Raw genomic sequence first — 17,774 nt, 5'->3', positions numbered from 1 at the left:
TTCGGTAGGTATGCACGCGTACGGATCGCGCCACAGCCCTGCTCCCACAAGGGGTGAAGCGTTTCGGCACACTTTCGGCCAATCTTTCCCACTCCCCTTCTTCGAACAACAGTGCGAACATAGACCCATGGCCATCACCGCCCGGCACACGACCACCCTGGCCCTCGCATACGCCCTCTCCGCAGCGGAGAGCGGGTTCCCCGTCATCCCGCTGTCCTCCAGCAAGCTCCCCGCCCTGCGCTCGCCCCATCGGGACGAGCCAGGCGCAGGTCCCGGCAGGGGACCCGGCGGAGGCGCCCATCCATGCCGAGGTGAATGCGGCCGCCTCGGTCACGGCGTGCACGACGCCACGACCGATCCGGCGGCCGTACGGGCACTGTTCGCCGCCGCGCCCTGGGCGACGGGGTACGGCATCGCCTGCGGACGGGCGCCGCACCACCTGGTCGGCATCGACCTGGACGTCACGCCGACGACTTCGGCTGCGGCTACGGCCACGACCGCGACTACGGCAGACCCCACGCCGGACTCCGTGGCCGCGCTCCAGCAACTCGCCTTCCAACACCTGTTCACGCTGCCGGAGACCGTGGTCGTGCTCACCCCGAGCGGCGGCCGGCACATCTGGCTGTCGGGTCCGGCCGGCATCACGGTCCCCAACTCGGCGGGCCGCCTGGCGCCGGGAATCGACGTACGGGGCGCGGGCGGCTATCTCGTGGGGCCGGGCTCCGTCACCGCCCGTGGCGCGTACCGACTCGCCCCCGGCTCGGCCGGCCTCACCCCGGCGCCCTGCCCACGCGCCCTGCTGCGCTTGCTCACGCCCCCCGAGCGCGGTCGCCACGCGGGCCCGGGAGGCCACCGGGGAGGCCGGCCGCAGCAGGGCCACGGCCTGGTGCAGTTCGTACTCGCCGCACACGCGGGCCAGCGCAACACCCGGCTGTTCTGGGCGGCCTGCCGGGCGTACGAGCACGGCTTCGGCGAGTCGCTGGTGGAGAAGCTGGTCGACGCCGCCGTACGGACGGGCCTGACCGAACACGAGGCGCGCGCGACGATCGCCTCGGCGTCACGCCTGACGGCGGGCCCGGCGTAGCGTCGTACACGGGAGGGTCGTACACAGGTAGGTCGTACACGGGTAGAGGGGGCGTTCACCGGTTCGAACCGCGGTGAACGCCCCCTCCGTCTACCCATCCACCGCCCTACAGCACGTCGATGCTCAACGTGGCCTTGTTGTTCGCCTTGTTGGTGTCGTACACGGGGTCGATGTCGTAGTTCGACGTGGCCTTGACCACGCCGGACGTGTCGGCCCGCCGGCTCTTGTCGATCTTCAGGACGATGGCGAACGCCTCGATCTCCCCGACCTCCAGGGTGTAGTCGTCCTCCTGGCAGACGTACTTCGGGTGCCCCGGCTCCGAAGGACCGGTCGGCCCGTCGATCCCGAACGGCAGGCAGTTCTCGGGGACTTCGACGGCCGTCGTGCCCTTGGGGATGTTCACGAGGAGCGCCGGGTGGTCGTCGCTCTCGTTGTTCTGGATCCAGCCCGGTCCGTCGTTGCGGATCGAGGGTGTGACGATGACCTTGCTGCCGGGCTTCCCCTTGGCCTCGTCCCCCGTCGCGACGAGATCGGCCGAGCTGTCCGTGTCCAGCGCGAGCCGGCGGTTGGCCTGGTCGTAGCCCTCCCCCGGGTCTTCGCCGGTGCGGCTCGTGCCGTACTCGACGACCTCCATCAGCGCCTTCTTCAGCACCTTGAACTTCACCGGCACCGTGTAGCTCTCGCCGGGCGCGATGCCGACATCCAGCTCACACACGGCCTGCTTGACCTTGTCCCCGACCGTCGAATACGTACAGCCGTCGACGGGCGCGGTGAAGGCCAGCCCGCGGGTGAGCCGCAGCCGAAAGGTGACACCGTCGGTGGCGGCGGTGCCGTTGTTGGTGAGGGTGACGGAGTCGTTGCGGATCTCGCCGGGGCTGAGCTGATTCCCCGACAGCTCAGACACGGTCAGATCCGGCGTGATGGGCTCGTCCGCGTATGCGCCGGGCGCGAAGGCGAGCGGCAGGGCGGCGGCAACCGCGGCTGCGGCCACGGTTGTTGAGGTGAGGCGCGAGAGGCGCTTGTGGTGGCGCACGGTGGGTCTCCTCGAACGTACTCGAACGCGCAGAACGGGACGGTGTGTCCCGTTGGTCACCTGCTAGACACCGGAATTCCATGTCTGGTTGTGCGCGGAGATGTGGAGGAACGATGACCGGGTCGCGTGACGGCGCGCCTTGTCGGCGACGTAACGGCGTCGGCGCCCGTCCCCTCCCCCGAGGACGAGCGCCGACGCACATCGCGACAAGCCGTTCAGCGAACCGTTCGGGCGAGCCGTTCAGTGAGCCGTTCAGCAGACCTTGTAGTCGACGCGGGTCGAGTTGTACGAGCAGGTGTCCACCAAGGCCCCCGTCGACTTCTTGAGCGTGGCCTTGTCCCGGTCGTTGTTCCAGACGTACGCGGCCCGCCCCTGATAGCGGTTGGCCGCGGTGTTCGTGCCCGAACCCGTGCGCACGGTGACGGTCTTGCCCCGGGCGAGGGAGTAACTGCCGAACGTGTACTTGTGACTTGAGGCGTCGACGACCGTCCAGCCCGTCAGGCTGACGGCCCTGGTGGTGGTGTTGCGGATCTGCACGTACTCGGCGTTGAGACTGGCGTTGGTACGACGGTCCGTGCCGGGGCTGTCGTAGTAGACCTTGTACAGATGAACCGAGCCGACGGCCTGAGCCTGCGTCGGCAACAGAACCGTTCCGGCGACCACCGCGGCCGTGGCGACGGCGGTGGAGAGCGTGCGGGAATAGCGCATGTGCGTCCTCTGATCGAGGCCGGGCACCCCCCAAAGGGCCCGGCAGGCGCCCAGAGTATGACCAAGTGTCCACAACTGGTTCCCTTTTCAAGAACAAGGACATACCGACCGGTAGAGCCACCAACTCCCGTACAGTGAGCCCCATTTCGCTCCGCAGGAGTTGCGCGAGGACCGCTCCACCCCCACCGCTCCACCCCCACCGCGCCCCGGAACCGCACGACAACACGACAATGCGCCGAGGACGCGTGTCCTCTCCACAGGTCGGCGACGCGTGCGCGACCATCAGCTCGACCCGCACCCGACCAAGGAGGCGCACGACCGTGAGCGTCCAGGCCACGAACACCTTCCACACCAAGCCCGGCCGTGCCGCCGAACTCATCGCCACCCTGCGGCAGGTCCTGCCCGACACACTCACCCACGGCGGCTGCGAGGAGATCCGCCTGTGGCGCGACCAGGACCACGAGGACAAGGTGGTGTCCGTGACCCGCTGGACCACCCGAGGCCACTACGAGGAGTACCTCGACTGGCGGGGCAGACAGGGCGACACCGCGATGTTCCGGGAAATGCTCATCAAGGACATGGAGATCAGCTACTACGACGAGGTCTTCACCGTCGGCCAGGGCACGTAGACCCGTCCCGCGTGGAGGTCCCGCTTCGGGCTGTTGACCAGGGCGCCTGTCTACCGGGCGCCGCGCAGTTCGATCACCGTGATGTCCGGTGGGGCTCCGACCCGGATCGGGGGAAGGGAGGCCCCGACCCCGCGTGAGACGTAGAGCTGGGTGCTGCCGAAGGTGGCCAGTCCTGCCGTGACCGGCTGTGTCAGGGGGACGAGCAGGTTCCCGGGGAAGAAGCCTCCGCCGTGGGTGTGCCCGGAGAGCTGGAGATCCACGTCGTGTCGGGCGGCCTCGTGTACCTGGACGGGCTGGTGGGCGAGGAGAACGACGGGGTGGGAGGCGTCGCGGTCGGCGAGGGCCTTGTCGTAGTCGGGGGTGTCGTGGTGGCGTTCGCCTTCGACGTCGGTGACGCCGGCCAGGTCGACGGCTCCGCCCCGGTGGGTGATCAGGGTGCGGGTGTTGCGCAGGGTGGTGATGCCGAATTCGGTGAGGGTGTCGATCCAGGCGTCGACGTCGTAGCGGTAGTCGTGGTTGCCGGTGACGAAGTAGGTGCCGTGGGTGGACGCGAGTCGCGCCAGCGGTTCCGCGTGTCCTGCGAGGTCTTCGGCGCTGCCGTCGGAGAGGTCGCCGACGATCGCGACGATGTCGGGCGAAGTGCTGTTGATCAGGCGGACGTTGCGGGCGGTGTGGGCGCGGCCGAAGAAGGGGCCGAGGTGCAGGTCGCTGGCCATGGTGATGCGCATGCCGTCGAGTGACGGGTGGAGTCGGCGCAGGTTGATGGGCAACGTCTTGATGTCGGGTGGTCCCAGGCCGCGGTGGAAGCCGTAGCCGGTGGTGGCGGTGGCGGTCGCTGTGGCCAGCAGGGCGACCGAGCGGGCGAGTACGAGGCGGCGGCCGGCCATCGTCGGCAGGTCGGGGCATGGAGCGGGCGTGCAAAGGGTTACGTGGGCGCGCCCTCGTAGCGAGCGCGTTGTGAGATACCTCGGAACTTCGAGGACGGCGAGGACGAGCAGGAGGTAGGCGGCGCACGCGACCCAGGCGAACACCGGCCGGACGAGCCACGCGACGCGTGTGGGGTCGGCGTACTGGGCTGTCAGTACACCGGCGGGGACCAGGGCGGTCAGCGCCACCGCCGTGATCTGCCCACCGCGGCGCAGCCGGCGGGAGGCGGTGATGTTCTTGACGAGCCGCAGGTAGAGGTACCGGTGGGCGGCGGCCGCGACGACAACGCTCGTACCGGCGACGGTTATCTCCTGCGCGAGGGTGCTCATGCCGCTGCCCCTGGGGCGGGGGTCGCGGTGCGGGCGCATGGGCGGCGGGTGGGTTGAGGGTGCCTGGGCATGGGGCGGTCGCTCCTGGTGAGGCGTGGGTGATGAAGGGCGCGGGTGGTGAAGGGCGTGCGGTGGCCGTCCGGCCCGGCTGCTGATGAGTGCCGATGGGTGCTGATGGGTGCTGCGGCTGCTGTGCGCGGGATCAGTTGGGGCGGGCCAGGCCGACGTCGTACGCGAAGATGACCGCCTGGACGCGGTCGCGGACGTTGATCTTGGCGAGGATGCGGCTGACGTGGGACTTCACCGTGGACTCGGCCAGGTGGAGTTCGGCGGCGATCTCGGCGTTGGACGACCCGCAGGCGACGGCGGCGAGTACTTCGCGCTCCCGCTCGGTGAGGAGGGCCAGTTGTTGTCGCTGCTCGCGGCTGAGATGGACCGGGTCGAGGTGCTGCTGCGGCCGTACGGTGGTGAAGGCGTTGATCAGCCTGCGGGTCAGACTCGGTGAGGTGACGCAGTCTCCGGCGGCCACCGCGCGGATCCCGACCACCAGTTCCTCGGGGCGTGCGTCTTTGAGGAAGAAGCCCGCGGCCCCCGCGCGCAGGGCTTCGTACGCGTACTCGTCGAGGTCGAAGGTGGTCAGGACCAGGACGCGGGAGCGGCCTCCCGACGCGGAGATACGGCGGGTGGCCTCGATGCCGTTGAGGCCGGGCATGCGGATGTCCATGAGCACGACATCGGGGCGCAGTTCGGCGGTCATACGGACGGCGTCGTGTCCGTCGGCGGCTTCGCCGACGACGGTCATGTCGGCCTGGGCTTCGAGCAGCATGCGGAAACCGAGCCGCTGCAGGGTCTGGTCGTCGACGACGAGGACGGTGGTCATGTGAGGTGCTTCTCCATGGCGACGGTGGGGGCGCTGAGAGCGGTGTGGACGCGCCAGCCTCCCGAGGGGGTGGGTCCGGCACTGATCCGGCCCTGGTAGAGGGCGGCGCGCCGGCGCATACCGACCAGCCCCTGGCCGCCGGGGTGTTCGGTGTCCGCGCGGCGTGGCGGTCCGCAGTCCTCGACGCTCACGTGCACCGTGCTGCCGTCGGTGGTCACGTTCACCTCGACGCGGGTGTCGGACGCCGCGTGCTTGAGGGTGTTGGTGAGCGCTTCCTGGACGATGCGGTAGGCCGTGAGCTGCACTCCTTTGCTGAGCGCGGTCAGGTCGCCGTCGGTACGGAGCGTGGCGGCGGGGCCGGCGGCCCGTACACGGGTCAGCAGCGCGGTGAGATCGTCCAGAGTCGGCTGCGGGGTCAGCGGCACGTCTTCCGCCGTCGGAGGACGGTCGTCGATGACGATGAGGAGACGGCGCAGCTCCGCGAGGGCTTCGCGCCCGCTGTCGGCGATGATGAGCAAGGTGTCGGCCGAGCGTTCGGGCCGGATCTTGGCCAGGGCCGCGGCGCCGTCGGCCAGGCCGACGATCACGGCGAGGGTGTGGCCGAGGATGTCGTGCATCTCGCGCGACACCCGGGTGCGTTCGCGCGCGGCCGCCAGCCGCGCCTGCTGGTCCCGTTCGATCTCCAGGGCCACGATGTACGCCTTCGCCAGCCGCCCGGTCAGGGCGAGGCCCGCGCAGGCGGTGACGGCCAGCATGGTGAGCAGGGTGATCATCTCGGGTCTTTTGGCGTGCTGGAGATGCCCACTGCCCCAGAACGCCGAGGCCCACACGACGAGTTGGGCCGCCGTGACGGTGCAGGCGGCGGCCAGTTGGCGCGGCGTGCCGTAGCGGCTGACGTTGTACAGCGCGACGATGCGGGCGGCGTCGGCGCCGTTGAGTACGTGGAGGGGCAGGGCCAGCAGCGAGGCGCAGGTCGTCAGGGCGAAGACCAGGCCGGGGTGCCGCTCGCGCCACAGCAGGGGCACGGTGTAGGCGAGGGTGAGGGCGATCTCGCTGGGCAGGTGGGCGCGGTTGGCCGGGTTGAGCAGCGAGGGCAGGGCCAACAGGGAGCAGAACGCGGGCAGGGCCCACCGGCGCAGCCGCGGGTGCCGTTGGTCGAGCATCCGCCACGCGGCGAGCCCGCTGATGATGGACACCGCCACGCGCTGGTCCGGATCGCTGGTCAGCGAGTGCGGCAGCCGGGCGGCGGCGTACGTGGCGGTACGGGGGGCGGGCACCGGGGTGATCGGCTCGGGCATGGGAGGGCGCCTTCGTAGTAGTCGGGCGTCGCGGGTCCTTGCGGGTCCTCGCAGGTCCGGGTCGGTCCGAGGTCGGTCCGGTCCGTCCCGTCGGTCCAGAGGGAGAGAGCCGCCGCCCGTCGGCTCCGGGGCGGGAGACCGACGGACGGGGCTTCCGGGCGTTCAGCCGACGGGGGCAGCCGGCTCCGGTTTCTGGTCCGTGAGGGCAGCGGGCACGCCTGCGGCCTGGCCGGTGAGGACGGGTACGCCCGCAGCCCGATCTCGGTCGTCGAGGATGCGGCGCAGCTTCTCGCCCTCCACATCCACGTTGGGCAGGATCCGGTCCAGCCAGGCGGGAAGCGACCAGGCCCGGTCACCGAGCAGGGTCATCACCGCCGGGACGATGGTCATACGGACCACGAACGCGTCGAAGAGGACCGCGACGGCGAGCCCCATGCCGATCGACTTCACCAGGGCTACGTCGTCGAGGAGGAACCCGGCGAACACCGAGATCATGATGATGGCCGCAGCGGTGACCACGCGGGCCCCGTGCTGGAATCCGGTGACGATGGCTTCGGTGGGCGAGGCTCCGTGGACGTACGCCTCGCGCATGCCGGAGACAAGAAAGACCTCGTAGTCCATGGCCAGGCCGAAGACGACGCCGATCAGCAGGATCGGCAGCAGACTGACGATCGGCGCGGTCTCGTCGACGCCGAACACGTCCTTGAGCCAGCCCCATTGGAAGACAGCGACCAGCACACCGAGGGTGGCGACCACGCTGAGCAGGAAGCCGAGGGCGGCCTTCAGCGGAACCAGCAGCGAACGGAACACCAGCAACAGCAGGATCAGCGCGAGCCCGACAACGATGGCCAGGTAGGGCACCATCGCCTCGCCCAGCTTGGCCGAGACGTCGATGTTGAGGGCGGTCGGGCCGGTCACCATCACCCGCGCGCCGCCGTCCCCCTCCGCGGCCGTGCTGCGCTCACGGATGTCGGCCACCAGATCCACGGTGGCCCGACTGGTGGGGGAACTGCCCGGAACGGCGGTGATCAGGGCGACGTCACCGGCCTCGTTGAAGACGGGCGGTCGCACGGTGGCGACATCGTCGAGCCCATCCAGCAACGCGGTGGTGTCCTTCGCGGCCGCGTCGGGATCGTCGCTGCCGCGCGCGTCGACGACGACGGTCAGCGGACCGCTGAAGCCCGGCCCGAAACCCTTGCTGAGGGTGTCGTAGGCCATCCGCTGGGTGCTGCCCGGGGCAGCCATGCTGTCGTCCGGCAGGGTCAGCCGCAGCGACAGCGCCGGGAGGGCCAGAACGCCGAGGCCGACGACGGAGGCCAGGAGCATCTTCCAGGGATGGCGGGTGACGAAGCGGCCCCAGCGCACCCCCATCGTGGTGCGGCTGCCACGCTCTGCGGCGCGCGCCCGGCGTGCAGTCGGGGGTGTGGTCCCGCGTGCGGCCTTGCGCGTGGTCAGGCGCCCTCTGGCCACGCGCGTACCGGTGAAGCCCAGCAGCGCGGGCAGCAAGGTCAGGGCGACGAGGACCGCGACGGTGATGGCGAAGGCCGCGGCCAGCCCCATGGTGGTCAGCATCGCGATGCCGATGACGGACAGACCCACCAGCGCGATGATCACCGTCAGCCCGGCGAACACCACCGCGGATCCCGCTGTCCCCAGGGCCCGGCCCACCGCCTCCTCCGGCTGGTGGCCCCGCAGCAGCTCGCTGCGGTAGCGGGAGACGATGAACAGGGCGTAGTCGATGGCCACCGCCAGGCCCAGCATGAGGGACAGCGTCTGCGCGTTGGAAGCCATGTCGACGAACGACGAGGCGACGGTGATCCCGCACAGCGCGATTCCGACGCCGACGATCGCGGACAGCAGCGGCAGCCCGGCCGCGACCAGCGAACCGAAGGTGATCACCAGTACGAACGCGGCGACGAGCAGGCCGATCAGCTCCGCGGCGTTGCTCCCACCCTCGTCCAGAACCGCGTTGCCGCCGAGGCTGACGGCCAGGCCCGCCTCCGCGCCCTGCCGTACCACCTCGCGCAGAGCGTCGGAGGCAGCGGTGGTTATCTCCGCCTGCGGCACGGCGTAGGTGACCTGGGCGTAGGCGATGCCGCCCGAGGCGGACACCAGCCCGCCGGAGAACGGTTCGGCGACAGTGGCCACCTGCGGCGCCGTGCGCAAGTCATCGACCAGCGCCTCCACTTGAGCCTTGTGGGCGGCCGACGTCAGCTTCTCGCCGTCCGGCGCTTCGATGACCACGCGGGCGGTGGCACCCGAGGCGGACGCCTGCGGAAACTCCGCCTCCAGCAGGTCGATGGCCTGCTGCGACTGGGTGCCGGGAAGGGTGAAGTCGTCCGTCGTACTGCCGGAGACGCTGCTGATGCCGATGCCCGCGGCGATCAGCACCGCGACCCAGGCGAAGAGCACACGCCGGCGCTGCCGGAAGGCGAGCCGGCCGAGCCGGTAGAGAAAGGTGGCCACGAAAAGTACTCCCACCAGGAGAAATGAGGATGTGTGAAAGCGGGCCTGACAGGCACCGGGTGAAAACGTAGGAGTCAGGCGTGGCCGGCGTGAGCTACTCAAGGCTGAATCCGCGCCGGGGCCGGTACCCCGGTACCGGCCGGCGTCCTCCTTGAGACGGAGCCGCCAGGTCTCAGCCGAAGGCGCGGCCCGCCAGCAGCGCCATGGTCTGATCCCACAGCTCCTTCTGTACGCGGGGATCCCGCCCGGGTTCGGGGCACTCCAGCGGCTCGGCGTCGCGAACGGAGAAGTAGCCGCCGCTGGTGTGCGCGAACGCGGGGTCGGTGGCGAGCCGGACGATGATGCCCGCGCCCTTGCGCGGATCCCCGACGCGCAGCGTGCTCAACACCCGCCGCAGCACCCCGGATCCGGGCAGATCGCGTCCCAGGCCGGTGGCGTTGAAGCCGGGATCACAGCAGTTGACCGTGACCTTCGCGGGATCCAGACGCCGGGCCAGTTCCTGCGTCCACATGATCGTCATCAGCTTGGTCCGCCCGTACAGCGCCATCGACTCCCGGCGGCTGTACGGGGCGACATCGCGCAGGTCCTCCGCCGGTGCGATCGACTTCGCCTGCCGGGACGCCTCGGAGGCGACGTTGACGATCCGGGACGGCGCCGAGCCCAGGAGCCGGTCGGTCAGGGCGTGGGTCAGCACGAATGGACCCAGATAGTTGACCGCGGTCATGTCCGCGAAGCCTTCGGCGGTGGTGCGCTGCGAGAAGGCGTGCAGCCCGGCGTTGTTGACCAGCACATCCAGACGCGGGTAGAACGCGGCGATCTCCTGTCCGACCCGTCGAGCATCTGAGATCAGGCCCAGATCCGCGTAGAAGACGTCCACCGGCACGTCACCGGCCACCGCCTTGAGTTCACTCGTCATGGCGTCGGCCTTGGTACGGGAGCGGGCCACCAAGCCGATGCGGTAGCCGCGGCCGGCCAGGTCGATGGCGGCGATACGGCCCAGGCCGGAGGTGGCTCCAGTGATCACGGCAACGGGACGGGGCATCACTTCACTCCATTCGTGAGGTACCTCATGACCTCTGTGTGGGAGGATACCCGACACCATGAGCGAGCACGAGGCGATCACCGCCGACACCGGCCCTGAGCAGGTAGGACTGGCCTTCCTCACCATCGCCTACGGCCTGCGCGGAGCCGTGGACCGGCACATGCAGTCGACCGTGGGACTCTCCCTGTCCCGCACCAAGGTCCTCCAGGCCCTGGCCACGCACGGCACCCTGCACCAGGCCCAACTCGCCGACACCCTCGGCCAGGCCCCCCGGTCCGTCACCCAGATCGTGGAAGGACTCGAACGCCTCGGCCTGGTCTCCCGCACGGACGACACCGACGACCGCCGCCGCAAGACCGTGTCCCTGACCGCCGCAGGCAGCACCACACTGACCGCGGCGGAAGAAGCGGGCGCCCATGTCCTACGCAAACTCTTCGGCTCGCTGGACCCGCAGCAGCTGAAAAGCCTGCAGTCATCACTGACCCGCCTCGACACGGCACTCACAGACTGACAAGCCCCACCGCCCACCCGCCCCCGCACGTCGGCCCCGTGGCTCGTAACACCACCCTCGCGCTGCACCAGGGCTACGTCCGGCCACGGAGCAGCCGAGCACGGCGGCCAGCGCAGGACCAACGCTGCGGACGAAAGGTGAGTTACAGGCGGGACAACGCGAGACACAGACAAAACCGAAGGGGCACCTCCGAATGGAAGACACCCCTTCTGGTCCACCGGTCCGCATAAACGCTGACCTGCTGCGGTGGGTGTGGGATTTGAACCCACGGTGACATCGCTGCCACGACGGTTTTCAAGACGGTGCGGATTGCGCGACGACAATGCCCTCTGACCTGTATGAACGGCAGTTGTCGGCCGCCGTGAGAATCTCACGGACCACAAATGGACCACTAGGGCCCGTCCGGCGGATCTTCGTGGGCGGCGAGCGATGAGCTTCTGATCCGTAGCTCTAGCCGGATCGGTCGATGAGGGTCTTTCCGGTCGCACCAGGGTCGTACAAGTGCGTTGCGGAACGGTCTTGGTATCGGTGGGGTTGCTGTACTTCGCTGCTGTACCGCACTAAGGGCTCCACGCGCTCAGGCCATGGACCTTGGCGTCCAGGACGAGACCGGCCTCCGGGCACGTCGTCTGGCTACGTAACCTCCGATACCGGCCAGGACCAGCACGATCCCAAAGGTCCCAAGCGTCACCCGCCACGTGATCGCCACCCATCCCGATCACCCGCCGCAGCATCGGTCCGCCCTGAGAGTGCTCGGGTGCCTCGATGAACAGGACATCGCCCCCGGCGTATCTCGCTCGCGTCGATCCGCTCGGTGAACAGTTGGTCGCCCTGGCGGTACGTGGGTCTCAATGGGACGCCTTCACGGAACTACGCATGTCCTGCGTCCATGCATAGGCAACCGTCTCGGGAGCCATACGACCATCAGAAACGGCGATCGATACCCAGAAGCTGATATTGGACCTTCTGCCGAGATCCTCCGGTACGTCCGCCACACGAACTCTTTCAGAGGACTTGCTCCAGGAGCTCACTGAAGCCGATGCAGTGCACCTGGACTGCATCTACCTCCTTGTGGCGGGTCTTGTGGCTCATAGCGGGGCCGTTGCCGGCCGGAATCCGTTCCACCTGCCACCGCTCGGAGTGAGAGGGTCCGCCAGTGGCCTGCTGGCGGACCCTCTACTGGGCGCGTGCTGGGGATACCTGCTGAGTCGGAGCAGAGTCAGGGCGCGCAGGAGTCCCCGAGGCTGGTGAGAGCGGTGCAGCGGTACGGAGCCGGATTGATGACCGTCGGCGGCCGGCGCAGCTTGGTGGCCTGCTCGTAGTCATGGGCGTAGCCGATGAGGGTGGGCTCGCTCCACGCCTGGCCGAGGAACGAGATGCTGAACGGCCGCCTGTTGGCGGACTGGTAGCCGGCCGGGACGCTGATCGAGGGGTACCCCGCCTTCGCACCGATGCCCGCGCTTCCACTGTTGGCGAAAAGCAGCGTCGTCAGGTTGTTGTCCTTCATGACGGCGTCGATACGGTCCTTGCTGTCGGCCAGATCCTGGGCCCGGCTCGCCTTGTAGGCGGCCGTGTCGGCGCTGTCGGCGCCGAGGTCCTTGGCTTCGGAATTGAGAGCATTGACCTGTCCGAACTTCAACGCCGCACCGGCGTGCACGTTGTTGTACGCGATGATGTCGGCGAGGCTCTTCATGGGGGCTTTCTTCGGCAGCCGGGCCAGATACGCGTTCAGGTCGCGCTTGAACTCGTAGGACAGAACCGTCGAGGGGCGGCCCGAGGTGTCCAGGGCGACATCGACGAGCGTCGCGCCCTGGTCCTTGAGAGCGGTGACGGCCGCGTCCCAAAGGGCCCGGTTGTCGGTTCCCGCAGCCGGGACCTGGCTGGCGACGACGCCGATACGGGCCCCTCGCAGTGCGGTGGTCGACAAATCCTTGATGAAGTCGTGCCCGACGAGCGGATTGGAGGCGGTGGCGGGATCCGCCGGGTCCCTGCCGTCGAGCGCGGTGAGCGTGGCCGCGGCGTCGGCGACCGTGCGCGTGAGCGGGCCTGCCGTGTCCTGGCTGGCGGCGATCGGAACGATGCCCGTGCGGCTGACCAGTCCCACGGTCGGCTTGATGCCCACGACGGAGTTGGAGTACGCGGGACTGAGGATGGATCCGGAGGTCTCGGTCCCGACGGTGACGGCGGCCAGGCCGATCGAGGCCGCGACGCCCGAACCGCCGCTGGATCCGCTCGGAGTCTGGCTCGCGTCGTAGGCGTTGAGCACCTGCCCGCCGAGCGAGCTGTAGCCGCCGGGCATCCCGCTGGTCAGGTAGTTGGCGAACTCGGTGAGGTTGGCCTTTCCGATGATGACCGCGCCGGCCTTGCGGAACTGCGCGACGATCGGCGCGTCCTTCACGGGATACGAGTCGGCGAGTGCCACCGAACCCGCGGTGGTCGGCATACCCGCGACATCGATGTTGTCCTTGACGATGACCGGTACTCCGAGCAGGGGGCTGTGCGGGCCCTTGCCGCGCCGCGCCTTGTCGGCGGAGGCTGCTTCCTTCATCGCGTCGGGGTTGACGGAACGTACCGCGTTGAGCGACGGCCCCTGGGAGTTGAAGGCCCGTATGCGTTCCAGGTATGCCTTGGTGAGCTTGGTACTGGAGATCTTGCCGGAGCTGAGGAGACCGTCCAACTGGGCCACGGTCGCCGTTCCGAGGTCGATGGACAGCGGTCTCTCGGAGTGACGACCGGTCGCGTCGGCTCTGGATGTGGTCACCGACGCTGTGCCGGCGACCATCAGCACAGCCATGGCGAGGGCTGTGGCGTGGCGCCGGTCGAACCGTTCACGGGCTGAGGAGTTGCTTTTCATCGTGGGCTCCTGGCGAGGGATACGAATCTGTGTGTCCTCAGCATGGAAACGGCGGTCCGCGTCCGTCGTGTATCCGTGTGATGCCGATCGAGTTGCCGTCACCGCATGCGGGTTCGGCGCGACGGAGTGATCGCGTACGGGACGCCGTAGACGCTCCGCTGCCGCGACGCGGGCGTCGGCGACATGCTCCAAGGCGGAACGACGGGAACGACGGGGAGGGACCAGAGCGGCGTGCGGGTGGCTGTTGGTGAGGCCGGTCGCCTCTCCGTCCACACTGATGGGCTCCGCCGTGAACGGCGGGGGCCCATCGACTGTTCTTCTTCGGCTCCAACAAACCGGAGGAGAACAGGGCTCCCGTGATCGTCGACTCCGACGGGGCGGCCCGGCCCCGGCGATCACCGGTCCGCGCCGGGGCGTTGCCCGGGGCCAGCGGTCAGCGGGTCAGAGCGGTGTTCGGAGACTGGAGAGGCCGTCGCGCCAGGCGGCGAGGGTCTTGGTGCCCAGGCGGGCGTCCAGCAGGTCGGTGGCGTCGATGCCGAAGGCCACGTCCGCCGCCAGCCACGGTTCCTCCTCCAGCATGCCGCCCACCACGTCCCGGCGGACGACCTGTTCATGAACGGCGTCGGCTTCCACGTGCTCGGCGTAGAAGTGCACGGCCGCCGCTCCGGCTCCTGCCCGGTGCATCGCCTCGACCAGTCGGCGGGAGGCCGGCGACGAGGTGACCTCGACGGCGGCGAAGTGTCCCACCAGGGCGCCGCGCAGGGCACGGTGCAGGCCGAACATCGACATGAGGTTGACGCTCGCCAGCATCTCCCCCGTCGCCGCGTCGACATACCGGCCGTACGTCGTGTCGAGATCCAGGTCTGTCATGAGGTCCGCGAACAACTGCGAATGCATCCGGTCGGCGTGGCCGGCGCCGAACTCGTCGAACTCCACGGCCACCATCGCCGCCTTGGCCCTGCCCCGCAGCCGTGGAATCACCCAGGCGTGCGGATCGGCCTCCTTGAGGTGGTACAGCGAACGCTGGGCGGCGTACTCACGCAGCTGCCACAACTCGCCCTCGTCCCTGAGGTGGTGGGAGAGACCCGTGCCGTCCAGGGGTTCGACCAGAATCCCGGCGAACGCCTCGTCGATGTCGGTGTGGCGTGTGGTGTCCGCGCGCAGCGCGTCCAGGAACCGGCCCTCCAGGCCGGCCCGCAGCCGAAGCAGCTCGGGATCCCACTCCCAGGCGGGATCGACGCCGCGGAATCCGCGGTAGTGCAGCTCGTAGCAGAGGTAGAGCGCGAGGTGCAGATCCTCGCCGTACGGATCGGCCTCGTCGGCCGCCGCGCCCGACGACAGGGGGCTTTCGGCACCGGGGCCGCCGCGCAGAGCCCGCAGGACGGTGCGGCTGAGGTCGCCACGGTTCGCCGGCAGGGCGGGCCCGGCCTGCCGGATGTCGGGTTCCTGAAACGGCTTCACTCCTCAGCCCTCTCGCTCGGGTCGCTCGGGTCGGTGCGGTCCGCCCGCTCGTCATTCGTCGTCGCCGGGCACCCGGTGCGCTGACCGCGGTCGGCGGAGTCCCTGACCCTGCGGCGATGGCTGGTGTCGCACCACGGATAGGTCCGGCTGCGTCTGCAGGCGCACAGGGCCACCGTGAACCGGTCCGACGTCACCGTGCTCCCGTCGTCGAGGACGACCTCGACGGGCCCCTCGATGAGTACCGGTCCGTCCTTCGTCGGGGTGACGCGGCGCGGCCTGTCACCGGACGGGGTGGGCACGGATGATCACCAGCTCTTCCTTTTCGTCACCGGGCGTGATCAGGCCGCGGCCCGTCAGCCACTGCTTGCGCGACAGCAGCACCGGGCCGAAGGCCACGTACCGCCGATCGGTCACCTCGGCCCGCAGGCCCGCTCGCTCCAGCCGTTCGAGCGTCGCCGGCACCCCGCACAGGACCGAGTGCACAAGCAGCAGAACTCCGGTGGGACGCAGCAACTCGGCCACTCCGTCGCACAGACGGTCGACAAGGAGGCGCCCGTCGAGGCCCGCGTCCCAGGCTCGCGCTCGCCCCCGCCGGGGCGCGGCGGCGCACGGCGCGGGCACGTAGGGCGGATTGCTGAGGATGAGATCGAACCGCCGACCGACCGCGGGGGCCAGCAGGTCCCCGCGTACGACGTCGACCCGCAGCCGCGCGAGCGCCGCGTTCACGCGGGTGGTGAGGACCGCGCGGCGTGTCCGGTCCACGGCGGTCACCCGCGCGCCACGCCGTGCCGCGGCGAGAGCCAGCAGACCCGACCCCGTTCCCACGTCCAGGACATCCATGCCGACGTCCATCGCCTCGCGTTCCAGGGCCTCACGCAGGAGGAGCGTGTCCTCCTGGGGCGTGTAGACGCCGCGTGGCACCAGCACACGACCGGCCGGGTCGTACGGTTCCAGCAGACCGAGCATCGACTCGCCTCACCACTCCGCAGCCCCACGGGGCTGTCGACCAACCCGCAGTAAGGGCACCGCGTGGTCCTTCCGGACGGGCGGGCGTGCGCCTTGAAGCACACCCGTCCCTTGTCTCACGCTGGCCTAGTGCCCCCGACGGCGCACTTCTCACAGGCTGCTCGCTTCTCGCGGGCCGCCGAGGTGAGGCCGGTGGGTGTGCCGGTTCTACGGGCGGGGGATCTGTGTGATGTCGAGGGTCTGGTCGATGATCTGGCGTGCGAGGTCGGAGATGCGGAGATGGTGCGCGCGGGCGTAGGTGCGCAGGGTGGCGAAGGCGAGATCGGGGTTGGTGTTCCAGCGCTCGGCGAGGATGCCTTTGGCCTGTTCGACGGTGATGCGGCTGGTGAGTGCGTGCTGGAGCTGGGCCTTCTCCCGCTGTTCGTGGTCGAGGTCACGTTGCTGGAGGAGGGCGATGGTGGCGACGTCTGCGAGTGCCTGGGCGAGTGAGGCGTCCTGGGCGGTGAGTGGCTGGCGGCCGGTGTGGAAGAGGTTCATGGCGCCGACGGCGCGGTTGCGCAGTCGTAGCGGGAAGACGTGGCTGGTGTGGAAGCCGCTGCCGCGTGCTTGCTGGGCGAAGGCGGGCCAGGTGCCGGCGGTGGGATCGTCCAGGTCGATGTTGGTACGTGCGGTGCCGTCGCGGTAGCAGTCCAGGCAGGGGCCTTGGTCGTGCTGGACGGCGAAGAGTTCCAGGATGTGGGTCGTCTCGTCGGACGCTGCGACGGTGTGGAGCGTTTCTTCCTCGCCGGCCAGGAGGATGCCGACGGCGGAGACGTCGAGGAGCGTCACGCAGTGCGCGCACAGCTGTTCCAGGAACTCGATCAGGTCGAAGTCGTCGATCAGGGAGTCCGCCACCTGCACGAACACTTCTGATACCTGCTGTTCGCGGGACACGGATGTCATCCCCTCGTCTCCTCGGATGGGCCGGTTTGGGCTTCGGGGCTGTCATCGGCGAGTGTGAGGCGCCGTGTCACGATGTCCTCAGCCACCTCGATGATGGACCGGTCGTGACCGTAGGCGTGGGCGCGCAGCCGCAGCAGAGCCTTGGCGAGTGGCAGGCCGAGCTGGACGCTGAGCATGCCGGTCGCCTGGTGGACGACGGCGCGGTGTGATTCGCTGCCCGGCCGCACCGAGGCGACGAGTTGTTCGCCGTCGCCGCCGAGAAACCGCAGGGTCACGGCCGCCGCGAGGGCCAGGGCGTCGTCCATCTGCTGCCCCGTCATGGGACCGGGCGTGGAGCGCAGGGCGGTAAGAACGCCGACGGTGATGCCGCCGAGAGCGAGCGGCAGGCAGAACAGGGCCTGGATCGGCAGGCGGGCCATCGCGGGCAGGAGAGCGGGCCACCGCTGCGGCGGCACCGCGGACACGTCGTGCTCCAGGATCAGCCGCCCGGTCCGCAGGGCGTCCGGTCCCGGCCCCTCGCCCACGGTGAACTGGAGGTCTTCGAAGGACGTGCTGGTCTCGTCGGTGGACCACAGTTGTTCGGTGAGCCGGCCCTCCAGGGCCAGCGAGACCGTCAGCTGGTCCATGCCCAGGGCCGGGACACA

At 69.5% G+C, this 17,774-nt stretch carries 16 protein-coding genes; 3 read left to right on the top strand and 13 right to left on the bottom strand.

Features of this window, described 5'->3' with window-relative positions:
• The first annotated feature begins 127 nt into the window (after nt 1-127).
• Nucleotides 128-1,084 (top strand): bifunctional DNA primase/polymerase, encoded by a 957-nt coding sequence (locus ACFT9I_RS12865; RefSeq protein WP_382563551.1) that lies wholly within the window; start codon nt 128-130, stop codon nt 1,082-1,084.
• Nucleotides 1,085-1,190: 106 nt separating this feature from the next.
• Here ACFT9I_RS12865 and ACFT9I_RS12860 read toward each other — a convergent pair whose 3' ends face one another.
• Both ACFT9I_RS12860 and ACFT9I_RS12855 read right to left on the bottom strand, forming a co-directional pair.
• Nucleotides 1,191-2,117: a hypothetical protein gene (locus tag ACFT9I_RS12860; RefSeq protein ID WP_382563549.1), complete on the bottom strand. Its 927-nt coding sequence runs from the start codon at nt 2,115-2,117 to the stop codon at nt 1,191-1,193.
• A gap of 252 nt (nt 2,118-2,369) precedes the next feature.
• Nucleotides 2,370-2,825 carry a lamin tail domain-containing protein gene (locus ACFT9I_RS12855; protein WP_382563547.1) on the bottom strand — a complete coding sequence of 152 codons (456 nt, stop codon included), beginning with the start codon at nt 2,823-2,825 and terminating at the stop codon, nt 2,370-2,372.
• Nucleotides 2,826-3,145: 320 nt separating this feature from the next.
• Between ACFT9I_RS12855 and ACFT9I_RS12850 the strand changes: the two genes are divergently transcribed.
• Entirely contained in the window at nt 3,146-3,454 is a 309-nt protein-coding gene (locus ACFT9I_RS12850; RefSeq protein WP_382563546.1) for a putative quinol monooxygenase, read from the top strand.
• Nucleotides 3,455-3,504: 50 nt separating this feature from the next.
• Here the strand turns inward: ACFT9I_RS12850 and ACFT9I_RS12845 are convergent, their stop codons facing one another.
• The 5 genes from ACFT9I_RS12845 to ACFT9I_RS12825 form a co-directional block, all read right to left on the bottom strand.
• Nucleotides 3,505-4,710: a metallophosphoesterase gene (locus ACFT9I_RS12845; protein WP_382563544.1), complete on the bottom strand. Its 1,206-nt coding sequence runs from the start codon at nt 4,708-4,710 to the stop codon at nt 3,505-3,507.
• 202 nt (nt 4,711-4,912) lie between these two features.
• Nucleotides 4,913-5,590 (bottom strand): response regulator, encoded by a 678-nt coding sequence (locus tag ACFT9I_RS12840; RefSeq protein ID WP_382563542.1) that lies wholly within the window; start codon nt 5,588-5,590, stop codon nt 4,913-4,915.
• The gene (locus tag ACFT9I_RS12835) at nt 5,587-6,888 is read right to left on the bottom strand and encodes a sensor histidine kinase (protein ID WP_382563539.1); all 1,302 of its coding nucleotides are present in this window, start codon (nt 6,886-6,888) and stop codon (nt 5,587-5,589) included. Before ACFT9I_RS12835 ends, ACFT9I_RS12840 begins: the two co-directional genes overlap by 4 nt.
• A 162-nt stretch (nt 6,889-7,050) precedes the next feature.
• A complete protein-coding gene (locus ACFT9I_RS12830) occupies nt 7,051-9,354 on the bottom strand; it encodes an MMPL family transporter (protein ID WP_382563537.1) in 2,304 nt (767 codons plus the stop codon).
• A 172-nt stretch (nt 9,355-9,526) separates the two neighbouring features.
• The gene (locus ACFT9I_RS12825; protein ID WP_382563536.1) at nt 9,527-10,396 is read right to left on the bottom strand and encodes an SDR family NAD(P)-dependent oxidoreductase; all 870 of its coding nucleotides are present in this window, start codon (nt 10,394-10,396) and stop codon (nt 9,527-9,529) included.
• A 58-nt stretch (nt 10,397-10,454) separates the two neighbouring features.
• Between ACFT9I_RS12825 and ACFT9I_RS12820 the strand changes: the two genes are divergently transcribed.
• Complete coding sequence (locus ACFT9I_RS12820) at nt 10,455-10,907, top strand: MarR family winged helix-turn-helix transcriptional regulator (protein WP_382563534.1); 453 nt, start codon at nt 10,455-10,457, stop codon at nt 10,905-10,907.
• A 1,219-nt stretch (nt 10,908-12,126) separates the two neighbouring features.
• On the opposite strand, the gene ACFT9I_RS12815 is transcribed toward ACFT9I_RS12820, so the two are convergent.
• From ACFT9I_RS12815 to ACFT9I_RS12790, 6 genes are all read right to left on the bottom strand, one after another.
• Nucleotides 12,127-13,761 carry an amidase family protein gene (locus ACFT9I_RS12815; protein WP_382563532.1) on the bottom strand — a complete coding sequence of 545 codons (1,635 nt, stop codon included), beginning with the start codon at nt 13,759-13,761 and terminating at the stop codon, nt 12,127-12,129.
• A gap of 441 nt (nt 13,762-14,202) precedes the next feature.
• Nucleotides 14,203-15,222 carry an iron-containing redox enzyme family protein gene (locus ACFT9I_RS12810; protein WP_382563530.1) on the bottom strand — a complete coding sequence of 340 codons (1,020 nt, stop codon included), beginning with the start codon at nt 15,220-15,222 and terminating at the stop codon, nt 14,203-14,205.
• Complete coding sequence (locus ACFT9I_RS12805) at nt 15,219-15,521, bottom strand: CDGSH iron-sulfur domain-containing protein (protein WP_382563528.1); 303 nt, start codon at nt 15,519-15,521, stop codon at nt 15,219-15,221. The genes ACFT9I_RS12810 and ACFT9I_RS12805 overlap by 4 nt, the downstream gene beginning before the upstream one ends.
• Entirely contained in the window at nt 15,502-16,188 is a 687-nt protein-coding gene (locus ACFT9I_RS12800) for a HemK2/MTQ2 family protein methyltransferase (RefSeq protein ID WP_382563526.1), read from the bottom strand. Before ACFT9I_RS12800 ends, ACFT9I_RS12805 begins: the two co-directional genes overlap by 20 nt.
• Nucleotides 16,189-16,395: 207 nt before the next feature.
• Nucleotides 16,396-17,130, bottom strand: a complete 735-nt coding sequence (locus ACFT9I_RS12795) for an ANTAR domain-containing protein (protein ID WP_382563524.1) — start codon at nt 17,128-17,130, stop codon at nt 16,396-16,398.
• Nucleotides 17,127-17,774: GAF and ANTAR domain-containing protein (locus tag ACFT9I_RS12790; RefSeq protein ID WP_382563522.1), on the bottom strand; the 648-nt coding region annotated here is incomplete at its 5' end. The genes ACFT9I_RS12795 and ACFT9I_RS12790, both read right to left, overlap by 4 nt.

Source organism: Streptomyces sp. NPDC057137, assembly GCF_042670825.1.
Lineage (GTDB): Bacteria > Actinomycetota > Actinomycetes > Streptomycetales > Streptomycetaceae > Streptomyces.
Note: the sequence above shows the minus strand (reverse complement) of the source record. Positions and strands in the feature narration are given on the sequence as shown.